This window comes from Thermosipho sp. (in: thermotogales) (assembly GCF_020054775.1).
Taxonomy (GTDB): Bacteria; Thermotogota; Thermotogae; order Thermotogales; family Fervidobacteriaceae; genus Thermosipho; species Thermosipho africanus.
The window spans coordinates 1-13,886 of sequence record NZ_JAIHAP010000047.1; the positions used below are offsets into that span (position 1 = coordinate 1).

The following is a 13,886-nucleotide window of genomic DNA, read 5'->3' on the forward strand; positions in this document are numbered from 1 at the left end:
ACATAACCTTCTGGGACAAGACCGTTGTCTATTAAAACTTGTGCGTCTGTTTGAAGCGCAGCTGTATCTATATTTTCAACAGGATTTTGAACATTTACTCTGAACGCTTTACCTTCTTCTTGATTTCTAAAAACAAGTGTAAGTCTTTTCATATATCCCTACCCCCTTAAATTTTTTTAATTACATTACTGGTGTATATGTAACTAATTGTGCTGAATAAAGTGAATAATTTGTGTACTTTTCTATTGTTTGAGCGATTGAAAGAGCTTTTTGAGCATCGACACTGTCTTGAACATTTAATGACTGTGTTTTTAGTATAGGCTCGCCATTTTCATCAGTTCCAACATTCCATTTTATAGATAGTTTTTTCATAGCTTTAACCCCCTTCAAAGTTTTTGTTTTTCATTTCCAGGCGGCCGCCTTCACTTATATATATCTACGTGAAAAGGAGGCAATTTACTAAATGTATACATATGTATATAAATTGTAACACGTATATATTGACTGTCAAGAATTTATATGGAAAGTTATAAAATTTTTGTGATTGATCTTTTGTTAATGCTTCTTAAAGATAAAAGAATATCGAAAATATAGTATTTTGTGTGAGCGTTATTGAGATTTTTCTTAGAAATACGTAATTTAAGGATTTATATTGTAAATTTAGTTTAAATTTACAATAAAAAATAGTTTCTTAAATTTTAAATTGAAGTTTGTGTGGTATAATTTTGCTAATTTGTAGGATGGGAGGAATTATTGTGTACCAAGGCTGGAAAGAATGTCCTAGGTGTGGAATCGAAGTTAAAAATAATGAGGACTATTGTCCAGAATGTGGATGGGTTTTTTATAATAAAAGGTGTCCAAGGTGCGGAAAATATATGCCAGATTATGCTAAGGTATGCTTTGATTGTGGTTGGTATTTTTATTGGGAAAGGGAAATTGGAGAAGATGATGAAGATTACTATGAATACGATAGCTATGAATATTATGAAGAGGATAATGAACCAGTGGAAGATTATCCAGATATGTTAGAATTTTGGAACTCAGAACTTGGAACAGATTTCGAAGATGAAAATGAACTTGGACAATATTTAGATGATTTAGGGTATTAATTTTAAAATGTCAGATTTTGAAATACAGATTCGTTTAATAAAAGGAACAAGTTGATGAGGAGGGACAAATGCATGCGAATATACGTAGATGGATCCTATTACGATGATTTAAGAATAGCAGGTTTTTCATTTTGCGTAGTTGAAGATGAAGAAATAAAGTTTACGTATAAAGATGCAATGGAAATAAAGAGGGGAAATTCCATTATTGCAGAGTTATTGGGGGTTATTAAAGCATTGGAGTATTGTAATAACCTTGGAGTAAAAGAGGTTACTATAATACATGATTATAACGAAATTCCAATGCTTGCATCTTCGTATAGAAATACAAAAAATCCGTATATTAATTCGTATGCAAGAAAGTTGAGACAGTTTTGTCAACAATTACAAGTAAGCTTTGTAAAGGTAAAGGCTCATAAAAATGATAGATTTAACAACTATGTTGATGAAATGTCTAGAAAAAGTGTGGAAGAGTATTTGATAAAAAAGTTGAAGAAAAGTAAGTATTATAAAAGATAAAATAAGAAAGGATTAAATGAGTTGAAATTGGGTTATAAAGATAAAAAGATTTTGTTGTAATTTATAAAAATAATAAACAAAAATCTCTTGTTTGAAGATAGTTTTTGAAAAAATAGTAAAATCAGAGATTTATATTGGATTTCGGTTTCATTCTTACTTTTTTAGAATGGAAAAAATAGAAACATGATGTCTTGAACGATAATGTTAATTTTTTGAAAATATATTATTTAAATAATTTTGTTTGTGCTATAATATTACTTGCAGTCAAGGTTGATTTAGACTAAAAAATGTTGAATCTTAATTTGGATAGTGTTATACTCTAAATGGTAAGTTGATGACTCGTGGTAAGATAAATACTTAAATAAAAAAAGAAAGAGGGGAATATTGTGAGTATTTCTCGAACTTTATTTACTATTGATTTTGTTAGCTTTTTTATAGTTTCATTTTTAACTACAAACTCAGTGTTATTTTCAATATTTTCTTCTTTTTTTCTAGTAATTTCTTTATTTGCATTTAGAGCATATGAAAATATAGAAGTAAAAAACGACCATTTTTTGAGAATAATAGTTTCATACTTTTTTGGTATTGCTATTATTTTGATAATTAACCTTCCTTTTAATTTTCATATCTCAAAATTCTTCTTTATTTCTTCATTTCTTATGTCTATAACCTTACTTCCAATTATTCACTTTGTGCTTTACAAGTTTGCACTTGTAAAAACACCAGTGAAAAAATATCTTGTTATCGGTAGAAAAGAAGAATTTTATGATATTTTAAAAGAAATTGAAGAAAAATCAAAAGGTAAGATAAAATTTGTTGATTTTATTAACCCATCTCCTACTGTGCTTAAGGAAAAGGTAAAAACAGCTGATAGGGTTCTTGTATGTGATTTAGAACTTGAAGAGTATGTAAAGGATGATTTAGAAATTTTGAGTAATACCTATAAAGTGGAGTATTTGCCAAATTTAGTTGAAAAAGTTTTAAAGAGAATACCTATTAAAGTGGTTGAAAAATTTGAAGAGTATTATAAAATATCTTTTAGGAATGTAAGTGAATCACCTGCAAAGAGATTGTTAGATATTTTTGGATCTATTGTCGGGTTAATAGTTTTTTCCCCTTTTATGTTAATAGCTGCTGTAGCTATACTTATTGAAGATGGTAGACCTGTTGTGTTTAAGCAAGAAAGAGTCGGTAAAAATGAAAGATTATTTGAATTTATAAAGTTGAGATCCTTAAAAAATACAAAAATTGATAAAAATTCACCTAATAAAGATATAGAAAAGAGAGTTTTGAAAATAGGAAAAATAATTAGAAAAACAAGAATAGATGAGTCACTTCAATTCTTGTTAGTATTAAAAGGCAAAATGAGTCTTGTTGGACCAAGACCGGAAATGATTGAATATCATGAAATAATGAAAGTGAATATTCCATTTTATTTGTATAGACTTTTACTTAAACCTGGGCTTACGGGATGGGCTCAACTCAATTATAAGCATTCTTCGACTTTAGAGGAGTATAAGATAAAGACAGAGTATGATTTATATTATATAAAAAATAGAAATATTTTTCTTGATTTGCAGATTATTTTGCAAACACTTGAAGCTATTATTTGGAAAAGAGGAGCAAGATAAAATTTATTTTTGTAAATCATGAATTTAGTTAGGTTAAGTGGAATGTTCATGTGGAAAGCAAGGTATTTCATCGAACAAATGAAAAAGCATGCATTGGAAGTTATAGAACCATTTTTAAAAGAAAAAGATATAGAAAAAATTTACGAACAAATACCATCGATAAGCATAGATTACACATTAATGGAAAAAGCAGACAAAATATACACAATCAAATCCGAATTCATATGGTCAGATGTTGGAAGTTTCAGGTCACTGAAAGAATTAGGAGTAAGCAATTCTAAAAACTCAGTAACCATAGACTCACAAAATACATTTGTACTTACAACCAAACCAACGATTGTGATAGGGTTAAATGATATAATAGTTGTTGAAAGCGAGAACGGGATATTAGTTTGCAAGGCTGAGGAAGTTGAGAAAATTAGGGAAGCGATTAGCAGCATAAGACAAATATAAAGATATTAAGTATTGTTTTCATCTAGGAGGAATAAAATTGTCTAGAAAAAAAATTTTAATAATTTCCCTCCATTTTTATCCTGAACAATTTAGAATAAATGATATTGCATTAGAATTCGTTAAAAACAATTACGATGTAAAAGTTGTAACTGGTATACCAAATTATCCCGCTGGACGTTTTTATAAAGGCTACGGTTTTGGGAAAAGAAGAAAAGAAAAATGGAATGGAATAAATATACAAAGGTTATTTATATTCCCTAGATTTAAAAACAAAATCACTTTAACTATTAATTATTTATCTTTTATTGTATCAGGATACTTTTGGTCAAAAATAGAGAAAGAAATATTTGATTATGTATTTGTATTTGCAACATCACCTATATTTCAAGCGCTTCCTGCAATATGGTACTCGAAACGTTTTTCAAAACCGGTTTATTTGTATGTACAAGATTTATGGCCAGAGAGCCTTATAATAGCCGGTGGAATAAAAAATAAATATATCCTAAGTACCGTCGATAAAATTGTGAATTATATATATTCAAACTCGCAATTAATCTTTGTTACATCTCAAGGTCTTAAAGAAGAAATATTAAAAAGAAATATCGAAGTAGATAAAGTAATATACTTACCACAATACGCTGAGGAATTTTACAAACCTATTGAAAAGTCTACCGTACCTGAGTTTGATAGTGAAGCTTTCAACATTACATTTACAGGAAATATTGGATATGCCCAGGGATTGGAAATACTTCCAAGAATTGCTAAAGCCCTTTCGGAAAAAACGTCTAAAAAAATTATTTTTAACTTAATTGGCGATGGACGAGCAAAAGAAAAATTAATAAAAATAATTAAAGAAAATAATGTTGATCAAATGTTTAATTTTATAGGCTATAAGCCTTCTAAAGAAATCTCAAAGTATATATCTGCAAGCGATATTGTTTTACTTAGTTACCAAAAAAACGAACTGCTCTCAAAATACATACCAGCAAAATTACAATCATATATGGCTTGTGGTAAACCAATACTTGCGATAGCTGATGGTGAAACCAAGCGCATAATTGAGGACGCAAAATGCGGAATCTGTGTTGAACAAGATAATATAAATGGAATTGTTGAAGCAATTTTGAGATTTTCTGAGATGGAAAATACGGAACTTAAAATGATGGGCTATCATGGTTATGAATATTACATGAAATATTTTAGTAAACAAGTATTGATACCAAAACTTTTAAAATATTTTGAATAATATAATATATAATATAATATATAATATTAAATTACTGGAGGCGAAGCATTATGAATATCGAATATTTCAAAGATAACTTTAAAGATAAGGTTATATTAATAACAGGTGGAACAGGTTCTTTTGGTAATGCATTTTTAAGAAAAATTATGAATTTAGACGTTCGCGAAATAAGAATATTCTCAAGGGATGAGAAAAAACAAGATGACATGAGAAATCTTTATAAAAATCCAAAATTGAAATTCTATATCGGTGATGTAAGAGATTACAATTCAATTCAACATGCTACAAAAGGTGTGGATTATATATTTCATGCTGCAGCACTCAAACAAGTTCCATCATGTGAATTTTACCCAATGGAAGCCGTTAAAACAAATATTATAGGTACTGATAATGTGTTGACAGCAGCTATAAATAACGGTGTTAAAAAAGTTGTATGTCTAAGTACAGATAAAGCTGTTTATCCAATAAACGCAATGGGTATGTCAAAAGCTCTCATGGAAAAAGTTGCTATTGCAAAGTCAAGGGAGACTGATGAAACAACGATATCTATCACAAGATACGGTAATGTAATGGCATCACGTGGATCAGTGATACCATTGTTTATTGAACAAATAAGAAGAAATGCACCAATTACAATAACTGACCCCACAATGACAAGGTTTATGATGAGTCTTGATGAAGCTGTTGAACTTGTGCTATATGCTTTTAAGAACGGAAAAAGTGGCGATATATTTGTCAAAAAAGCTCCTGCTGCTACAATCGGTTTGCTTGCAGAAACCATAAGAGAATTATTAGGAAGAGAAAATCATCCAATAAAAATTATTGGAACAAGACATGGGGAAAAAAAGCACGAAACACTTATTACTCGTGAAGAGATGGCCAAAGCAGTTGACCTTGGAGAATTTTACAAAATACCGGCAGACACTCGAGATTTGAATTACGACAAATATTTTTCCATTGGTGATGAAAAAGTATCAGAAGTTCAAGAATATACATCTAATAATACCTATATGCTTAATAGAGAAGAATTAAAGCAAATTTTCCTCAATTTGTATGAAATTCAAGAAGATTTGCGTGAATTTGGAGTGATAAAATGAAAATAATGATAACCGGTTCAAAAGGTTTCATAGGTAAAAATCTTATTTCTCAGTTAAATAACTTAGGATTCGGTGATATAATTGAAATAGATACAAATTCCACGAGGCAAGACTTAGAACAAGCACTTTCAAGTGTTGAATTCATATTTCATCTTGCTGGAGTAAATAGACCACAAAATATTGAAGAATATTGGAAAGGAAATTTTGAGTACACAAAATTTATATGCGATTATCTAATTGATAACAAAAAAAGTATACCTATTGTATTTTCTTCTTCAATACAAGCAGAACTAGATAATCCTTATGGAAAGAGCAAGAAAGCAGCTGAGGAAACACTCCTTCAATATTCAAAACAAGCCAATGCTAAAGTTTTCATATACCGTTTGCCAAATGTTTTCGGAAAATGGAGCAGACCTAATTACAATTCTGCAGTAGCTACTTTTTGCTATAATATAGCTAGAAATCTACCAATACGCATAGATGATCCTGAAAAAATTTTGAATCTTGTTTACATTGACGATGTAGTAGATGAATTCATTAAAACTCTGAAAAACTTTGAAAATCTGGAAAGTGGGTACCATAAGATAAAAATAGAATACAAAGTAAAAATTTCGCAAATTGTTGAAAAGCTTTACACTTTTAAAAACAGTCGTGAATCACTGTTAATGCCAGATTTAAAAGATTCTTTTGATAAGAAATTATTTGCAACTTTCATTTCTTATCTTCCTGAAGATAACCTAAATTATGAATTAGAAATGAAGCGAGATAATAGAGGATGGTTAAGTGAATTTATAAAATCCGAAAATTTGGGGCAAATATTTGTTTCAAGAACAAAGCCTGGAATTACTCGAGGTAACCACTGGCACCATACAAAAGTCGAAAAATTCCTCGTTATTTATGGGGAAGCCTTAATAAAACTCAGAAAAATAGATTCCGAGGAAGTGATTGAGTATAAAGTTAGTGGTGATAAACTCCAAGTAATTGATATCCCACCAGGTTATACGCATTCTATAAGCAACATCGGACAAAGCGATTTAATCACAATCTTTTGGGCAAGTGAAATATTTAACCCTGATAAACCAGACACATATTATTTGGAGGTTTGAATAATGAAAAAACTTAAAGTTATTACAGTAGTTGGAACGAGACCAGAAATAATCAGACTGTCTGAAGTTATTAAAAGATTAGATTCGTGCAGTGCTGTTGAACATATATTAGTTCACACCGGTCAAAATTATGACTACGAACTAAATCAAGTGTTCTTCGAAGACCTAGAAATAAGAAAACCAGACTACTTCTTAAATGCAGCTACAGGCTCACCAGTAGAAACTATAGGAAATATACTATTGAAAATAGATCCTATTCTTGAAAAAGAAAAACCAGATGCTTTTTTAGTACTCGGAGACACAAATAGTTGTCTTTCGGCTATAGCTGCCAAGAGAAGAAAAATACCAATATTCCATATGGAAGCAGGTAACAGGTGTTTCGATCAAAGAGTTCCAGAAGAGATAAACAGAAAAATCGTTGATCATATTGCAGACATTAATCTAACATACAGCACTATTTCCCGTAAATATCTTATCCGTGAAGGATTTCCACCAGACAGAATAATAAAAACTGGAAGTCCAATGAAAGAAGTCATAATCAAAAATTGGCATAAGATCCAAAATTCAAAAATTCTTGAACAATTAAATTTGGAGAAAGGTAAATACTTTGTTCTGTCTTCGCACAGAGAAGAGAACATAAATGACGATAAACATTTTTATATGCTTGTTGAAAGTATAAATAGTATTGCTGAAAAATATCAATTACCCATTATTTTTAGCACGCACCCAAGAACTAGAAAAATGATAGAACAGAAAAAAATTCAATTCAATGAACTTGTTAAGCTTTTAAAACCACTAAGTTTTTCAGATTACGTAAAACTTCAAATATGTGCAAAAGCAGTTTTAAGCGATAGTGGTACAATTAGTGAAGAAACATCCATTTTAGGATTAAGAGCACTTAATATACGGGAAGCTCACGAACGTCCAGAAGCAATGGAAGAAGCAACAGTTATGATGGTTGGTTTAAATAAAGAAAGAATCATGCAAGGGCTTGAAATCTTAGAAGAGCAAAAAGAAGGCACAATAAAAATAACGAAAGACTATGATGTCGATAATGTTTCTGAAAAAGTATTGAGAATTATTCTATCGTATACTGATTACGTTAAAAGAGTAGTTTGGCAAGAACATTGAGAAATGCATTCAAAAAATATAATCTTTAGGAGGTTTTATGAAAGTCTTAAATATGCACCTCAACCATTAAAAGAAGAATATTTATTAACAGGAGAACTTGAACCTACAAACGAACCATATGCAATAGCTAAAATATCAGCAATAAAGCTATGTAGATATTTTAATGAACAATACGGAACAAATTTTATAAGTGTTATGCCAACCAATTTATATGGACCAAATGATAATTATAATCTTGAAACTAGTCATGTATTGCCTGCTTTATCAAGAAAATTTCATCTAGGAAAATTATTAAAAGAAGAAAGGTATGAAGATATAATAAAAGATATAAAAAAGTATCAAATAGGATTTGGTTTGGACAAAGAAATAAATGAAAATAATCCAAAATCAATAGAAAAAATATTAGAAAAAGTTGGAGTAACAAAAGAATCAATAACAGTATGGGGTACAGGAGAAGTATACAGAGAATTTATGCATGTAGATGATTTAGCAGATGCATGTGTATACTTGATGGAGAATGTTGAAGCAGAAGAAATGAGAAAAATTTCACCGGATTATTTTGTGAATGTAGGAACCGGTGAAGATATAAAGATAAAGGATTTGGTTAATATAATAAAGGAAATAGTGGGATATGAAGGAAATGTGAAATGGGATACAAGCAAACCTGATGGTACTCCAAGAAAATTACTAGATGTGTCTAAATTAAATAAATTAGGATGGAAAGCTAAGATAGATTTAAAAAATGGAATTAGAAAAATATACTTTCAATATTGAAAATTTGTTATGGAGGATGAGTAATTTTGAAAGTACTTCAAATTAACTCAGTGTGTGGAAGAGGAAGTACTGGTAGAATAGTTTTAGATATTCACAATGCCTTATCCACTAATGGATATAAAAGTTATATAGCTTATGGAAGAGAAAAAGCAAAGAATTGTTCTAACACTATAAGAATAGGTAGGAAAATGGATATTTATACTCATGTAATAAAGACAAGGTTATTTGATAAGCATGGATTTGGTTCCAAACAAGCAACAAAAGATTTTATTAAAAAAGCTAAAGAATTAGATCCTGATATTATTCATCTACATAATATCCATGGATACTACATTAATATTAAAATTCTTTTTGATTATTTAAAGCAAATTAATAAGCAAGTTATTTGGACATTACATGATTGTTGGCCTTTTACCGGACATTGTGCGTATTTTGATTTTGTAGGTTGTGGTAAATGGAAAAAAGGTTGTTTTAAATGTCCACAAAAGTTAAAGTACCCAACAAGCTGGTTGTTTGATAATTCATCCAATAATTGGAAAATAAAAAAAGAATTATTTACAGGAATAAAAAATTTGACTTTGGTAACTCCATCTCAATGGCTTGCGGATCTTGTGAAGAAATCTTTTCTAAAAGAATATCCTGTAGTAGTAATTCCAAATGGAATTGATATTAGTGTGTTTAAACCTACTCCTAGTGATTTTAGAAAAAAATACCGAATTGAAGATAAATTTGTGATTCTAGGAGTTGCAAATGTCTGGGAGGAAAGGAAAGGTTTGAAATACTTTTTTGAACTTTCAAAATTGCTAAATGAAGATGAAGTAATAGTACTTGTTGGGCTTAGTAGAAAGCAAAAGAAAAATCTCCCAAAAAATATTATAGGACTTTCGAAGACAAATTCTGTACAGGAGCTTGTTGGAATTTATACTACTGCTGATGTTTTTGTAAATCCAACACTTGAAGATAATTATCCTACAGTTAATTTAGAAGCACAAGCTTGTGGAACGTTTGTAATAACATTTGATTCTGGTGGTGCAAAAGAAACAATTATTAAAAAAGGTGAAACTGGTTGGATAATTTCTAAGGAAAATACGCCAAATAAGATATTTTCAAAGCTTTCTGAAGTTAAGCAGAAAAAAATAAAAATTAAAGAGATTAAGAATAGTTGGCTTAAGGCTATTTCAAAGTCTTCGATGATAAACGGTTATCTAGCTTTGTATAAAAGTATTCTTTTTCAAGATGATCATTAAAGTTACTCTAGTATATAAAGTTGATGTATTAAATTATAAGAATAGGTGGTTTCTTAATTTGTTATTTGGTAATCTTCTTTAATATTTATTGAGATTTCAATGATACAAAATAGATTTTGGAAATATTCTAAAAATATCAGTTGAGAAACGAGTTATTTGAAAGAATTCTGGATTAAATGATAAATACAGATAACAAATATAATGTTTTGAATGGGAGGAAGAAGTATATGAATATTTTATATTTAACCTTATATGATATTAACGATAAAAGATTATCTGGAGTAGATAAAAAGGTAAATGGGCAAATAAAAGCTATGCGGAAAAAAGGTTTAAATGTTTATAGAATTTACATAAAAAATAGAAATTTATATTTACTTTATAAAGGGAATGAAAGCTTATTAAAAGAAGTTAATTTTTCTAATAAAATGGTATTTAAAATTACTAAAAGAAAAGTGTATTATAATTTAGTGTTGGAATTTATATACGAAAATAATATAAAAGGCATTATTATTAGGTATCCTCTTTCTTCTCCATATTTTATTAGGTTTTTAAGAAAATGTAAAAATTCAGGATTAAAGGTATATTTAGAGATTCCAACTTATCCATATGATAAGGAATTAATTTTTTCGAAGCTAGGGTTTGCAAAATTACTTATCGATAAATGGTTTAGAAAATCTTTACATAAATATATAGATCGTATAATTACATATTCAGATCATGAGAAAATATTTAACGTTAAAACGATAAATATTTCTAATGGAATTGATTTAGATAATATAAGAATATCTAAAGAAACAAATAATAATTCAGACATACTTAATCTTATAGGAGTGGCAAGTGTAAGTATTTGGCATGGTTTTGATAGAGTAATAAAAGGTCTTTCAGATTATTATCTGAAAAATAATGATAAAGAAGTATTTTTTCATATTGTCGGAAATGGGCCCGAGATTAATAACTTAAAAAAAATTACTAAAGAGCTAAGCTTAGAAAAGTATGTAGTATTTCATGGATTTAAAGATGGGAATGAATTAGATAATCTTTTTGATAAAAGTCATATTGGAATAGGAAGTTTGGCAATTCACAGGATAGGTCTTTATAAAGTATGTGCATTAAAAAATAGAGAATATTGTGCAAGGGGAATACCTTTTATTATTGCTTATTTTGACGAAGATTTTCCTGAAAATTTTGAATATGTTTTAAGGATACCACAAAATGATGAAAGTGTTGATATAAAGAAGGTTATTGAATTTTATGATTCTATAAAACATAAGAATTATAGAGAGGAAATGAGACAATTTGCAAGAGAGAATTTGACTTGGGAAGTAAAAATTGAACCATTAATCAAGGAATTTTTGAATAATAAAAATTAATTACCCTTAAATTAAAAAAAAATAATAAGAGGCAGGTAATGAAAAAGAGAGGAAGGTTAAATTTAATATTGAAACAATTAATTATTATTGTAATTTAATGAGAAATATTAAATTAGAAATATTTTTAACAATTTGAAATCCGAGGAATGATTGTTTTTATTTTTAATAACAACTAATTCTATTCTTTTAAATTTATGTATTTTTTAATTATTTTTTCTAAATAAATAGCAAACAAATTATTTATTAAACATAAAACAATAGCACTTTAGGAAAGATAATGAGTTTAACCATATAGTATCAAAGATAGGTAGTACTTTTGTTTTAGATTTTATGAAATTCATATAGTTAGTTTCCTAAATTTGTATTTTCATCTTAAAAGTTTTGTTTTGAGAGTAAAAATTTCATAATACTATTTATGGATATTTTATGAAACAAATTTTCAAATAAAGAAGATGATAAAATACTTAAAGAAATAAAACTATTAAATAGTATTATGTATGAGATTTTAAACTTTGAAAGTGTTAGTTGTAGTGAAAAATAATGTAACTTATACCTACGTCCTATTTGTTTATCCAATTTGATTATCTTTTAGCCTATGTGATAATTGGGACTAAGAAATTTAGTTTTTTGTTATTTACACTTTTTGATTTTCTAGTTTTCAAATAAGAAAATATTTATTTTTTAAAACTTCTAATGAAACGTATAAAGGGAGGTTTTTTTTGAAATATAAAAAAAATATCGATGGGTTCTTAGTGATTCTTATGTTTCTTTCAGCCATTTTGTCTGTTACTTTGATATTTATAAGAATCCAGGTAGCTTCGAAAAATCAAGAGCTACCTAACTATCGTATATTAGATGATACAGTTGCAGTTTATGAGGAACCGTCTTTTTATACCGATGAACTATTTTATTATAATTTTATTCCAAAAGAGAGGTTCTTTCCATCATTTTTCGAGATGATTTTTTCTGTTCAATCTCTAGAAACTATAAGAAATACTAATTTTTATGGATATTATATTTATTATGTGAAAAAATTGTTTGTTTGGAATGACAATATGTGGTATTTAGTAATCTTTTTTTCGGGGTTCCCAGCTTATTTAGTTTTTGTTCTCCTGACGTACTACATATTTAAGAATATTCTTAAGTTCCCCTCTAAAAAAGCGTTTGTATTAACCCTAATGCTAATATTTTCACCTGTTTTATTAATCCATAGTGCTTCATGGTTGCGAGACGTGATAATTTACGATTTGATGCTTGTTGCGATTATTTCTTCTTTTAAAAAAAATCTTACTATTTTTCTGCTTGCAACATCTTTACAAGTAATTATTAGAGGATATATGATTTTGCCTCATATATTGATTTTTTTAAACTTTTGGCCAAGGACTTTTTCAAAGCGAAATGTTATAATGACAAATATAGTGGGTATATTAATAACATATTTATTACTTCAAATGATTGTAATAAAAAATGGATTAAACAATCTTATCAACAGATTCATCCCACAAATTATAGAATCTCTATTTGGATTAAATAAATCTTTATTTTTAGGTCTGATTGTTCCAAGAGGATCTATATATAGTATCTTATATGATTTTGGTGCTACTTTTCCTTATTATTATTCCTTATCTATATATTTTTTAATATATATTGGTGTACTTCTTGAAAAAATTTATAGTATTCAATTTTCTGATTTAGAAAAAAGATTTTGGTATGTGTTTCTCTGGACTGCAATCATTTTGTCTATATTACATTCCGGATTTTTGGGGTATTTTGTTCCACGGATTGTTTTTATTTTTGAGATATTAGCTTGGTTAGCATTTGGTGCGTCTAAGTCCCCTTTAACTAAAAGTTGCAAAATGTCTGTTAAACAGAACAATTCAGAAAAGTTTTATTCTTTTCAAAAAAGAACGATTTCTTAATATTTTTTAAAGGTAGGATTCGAAATACATAAAGGTTGGACTTGTATGCAATAAAACCTTTAAATTAGTAGTATGTGAGAAATGTTTTAAATCAAACGTTGTAAAAGATTCCTAAAGAAAAATTTACGAATTTTATAACTTTATTTTTTTGAATAATTAAGAATACTTTTAAATTAAGTAAAAGAGGAAACGAAAGGCTATCAACATATTTTTTAATTTTTGGATTTTTCATAATGTCAGCACTTGATGTAATACTTGGATAGGAGGAAAAAGCGTGTTAAGAGTAG

Annotated in this window: 14 protein-coding genes; 12 read left to right on the forward strand and 2 right to left on the reverse strand. The window is 28.3% G+C overall.

Annotated elements, in window-relative coordinates:
- Both JG780_RS07800 and JG780_RS07805 read right to left on the reverse strand, forming a co-directional pair.
- A partial coding sequence (locus tag JG780_RS07800; RefSeq protein WP_287569968.1) for a DUF2922 family protein occupies positions 1 to 152 on the reverse strand: 152 nt, incomplete at its 3' end.
- 28 nt (positions 153 to 180) lie between these two features.
- Positions 181 to 372 (reverse strand): DUF1659 domain-containing protein, encoded by a 192-nt coding sequence (locus tag JG780_RS07805; protein ID WP_004100739.1) that lies wholly within the window; start codon positions 370 to 372, stop codon positions 181 to 183.
- Positions 373 to 755: 383 nt separating this feature from the next.
- On the opposite strand from JG780_RS07805, the gene JG780_RS07810 reads away from it, so the two are divergent.
- The 12 genes from JG780_RS07810 (at position 756) to JG780_RS07865 (ending at position 13,599) form a co-directional block, all read left to right on the forward strand.
- Positions 756 to 1,109, forward strand: coding sequence for a zinc ribbon domain-containing protein (locus tag JG780_RS07810; protein WP_004100737.1), 354 nt, complete (start codon positions 756 to 758; stop codon positions 1,107 to 1,109).
- A gap of 72 nt (positions 1,110 to 1,181) precedes the next feature.
- Positions 1,182 to 1,625 (forward strand): RNase H family protein, encoded by a 444-nt coding sequence (locus tag JG780_RS07815; RefSeq protein ID WP_287569951.1) that lies wholly within the window; start codon positions 1,182 to 1,184, stop codon positions 1,623 to 1,625.
- Positions 1,626 to 2,011: 386 nt separating this feature from the next.
- Positions 2,012 to 3,256 (forward strand): sugar transferase, encoded by a 1,245-nt coding sequence (locus JG780_RS07820; RefSeq protein WP_287569952.1) that lies wholly within the window; start codon positions 2,012 to 2,014, stop codon positions 3,254 to 3,256.
- A gap of 18 nt (positions 3,257 to 3,274) precedes the next feature.
- The gene (locus JG780_RS07825) at positions 3,275 to 3,709 is read left to right on the forward strand and encodes a hypothetical protein (protein ID WP_287569954.1); all 435 of its coding nucleotides are present in this window, start codon (positions 3,275 to 3,277) and stop codon (positions 3,707 to 3,709) included.
- 37 nt (positions 3,710 to 3,746) lie between these two features.
- Positions 3,747 to 4,955 carry a glycosyltransferase family 4 protein gene (locus JG780_RS07830; protein WP_287569956.1) on the forward strand — a complete coding sequence of 403 codons (1,209 nt, stop codon included), beginning with the start codon at positions 3,747 to 3,749 and terminating at the stop codon, positions 4,953 to 4,955.
- A gap of 50 nt (positions 4,956 to 5,005) precedes the next feature.
- Positions 5,006 to 6,052, forward strand: coding sequence for a polysaccharide biosynthesis protein (locus JG780_RS07835; protein ID WP_287569958.1), 1,047 nt, complete (start codon positions 5,006 to 5,008; stop codon positions 6,050 to 6,052).
- Positions 6,049 to 7,158 carry a polysaccharide biosynthesis C-terminal domain-containing protein gene (locus tag JG780_RS07840; protein ID WP_004100722.1) on the forward strand — a complete coding sequence of 370 codons (1,110 nt, stop codon included), beginning with the start codon at positions 6,049 to 6,051 and terminating at the stop codon, positions 7,156 to 7,158. The genes JG780_RS07835 and JG780_RS07840 overlap by 4 nt, the downstream gene beginning before the upstream one ends.
- 3 nt (positions 7,159 to 7,161) lie before the next feature.
- The gene (gene wecB / locus JG780_RS07845; protein ID WP_004100720.1) at positions 7,162 to 8,289 is read left to right on the forward strand and encodes a non-hydrolyzing UDP-N-acetylglucosamine 2-epimerase; all 1,128 of its coding nucleotides are present in this window, start codon (positions 7,162 to 7,164) and stop codon (positions 8,287 to 8,289) included.
- Between the two features lie 3 nt (positions 8,290 to 8,292).
- Positions 8,293 to 9,063, forward strand: a complete 771-nt coding sequence (locus JG780_RS07850) for an NAD-dependent epimerase/dehydratase family protein (RefSeq protein WP_004100718.1) — start codon at positions 8,293 to 8,295, stop codon at positions 9,061 to 9,063.
- 26 nt (positions 9,064 to 9,089) lie between these two features.
- The gene (locus JG780_RS07855; RefSeq protein ID WP_287569961.1) at positions 9,090 to 10,310 is read left to right on the forward strand and encodes a glycosyltransferase; all 1,221 of its coding nucleotides are present in this window, start codon (positions 9,090 to 9,092) and stop codon (positions 10,308 to 10,310) included.
- 227 nt (positions 10,311 to 10,537) lie between these two features.
- The gene (locus tag JG780_RS07860) at positions 10,538 to 11,680 is read left to right on the forward strand and encodes a glycosyltransferase (RefSeq protein ID WP_287569963.1); all 1,143 of its coding nucleotides are present in this window, start codon (positions 10,538 to 10,540) and stop codon (positions 11,678 to 11,680) included.
- Positions 11,681 to 12,399: 719 nt separating this feature from the next.
- Complete coding sequence (locus JG780_RS07865) at positions 12,400 to 13,599, forward strand: hypothetical protein (RefSeq protein ID WP_287569966.1); 1,200 nt, start codon at positions 12,400 to 12,402, stop codon at positions 13,597 to 13,599.
- The last annotated feature ends 287 nt before the right edge of the window (positions 13,600 to 13,886 follow it).

Bases quoted from the DNA above. Each gene is read 5' to 3' on its own strand.
- JG780_RS07805 (WP_004100739.1), bottom strand. From the start codon at position 372: ATGAAAAAACTATCTATAAAATGGAATGTTGGAACTGATGAAAATGGC.
- JG780_RS07815 (WP_287569951.1), top strand. From the start codon at position 1,182: ATGCGAATATACGTAGATGGATCCTATTACGATGATTTAAGAATAGCA.
- JG780_RS07825 (WP_287569954.1), top strand. From the start codon at position 3,275: ATGAATTTAGTTAGGTTAAGTGGAATGTTCATGTGGAAAGCAAGGTAT.
- JG780_RS07835 (WP_287569958.1), top strand. From the start codon at position 5,006: ATGAATATCGAATATTTCAAAGATAACTTTAAAGATAAGGTTATATTA.
- JG780_RS07840 (WP_004100722.1), top strand. From the start codon at position 6,049: ATGAAAATAATGATAACCGGTTCAAAAGGTTTCATAGGTAAAAATCTT.
- wecB (WP_004100720.1), top strand. From the start codon at position 7,162: ATGAAAAAACTTAAAGTTATTACAGTAGTTGGAACGAGACCAGAAATA.
- JG780_RS07850 (WP_004100718.1), top strand. From the start codon at position 8,293: ATGCATTCAAAAAATATAATCTTTAGGAGGTTTTATGAAAGTCTTAAA.
- JG780_RS07860 (WP_287569963.1), top strand. From the start codon at position 10,538: ATGAATATTTTATATTTAACCTTATATGATATTAACGATAAAAGATTA.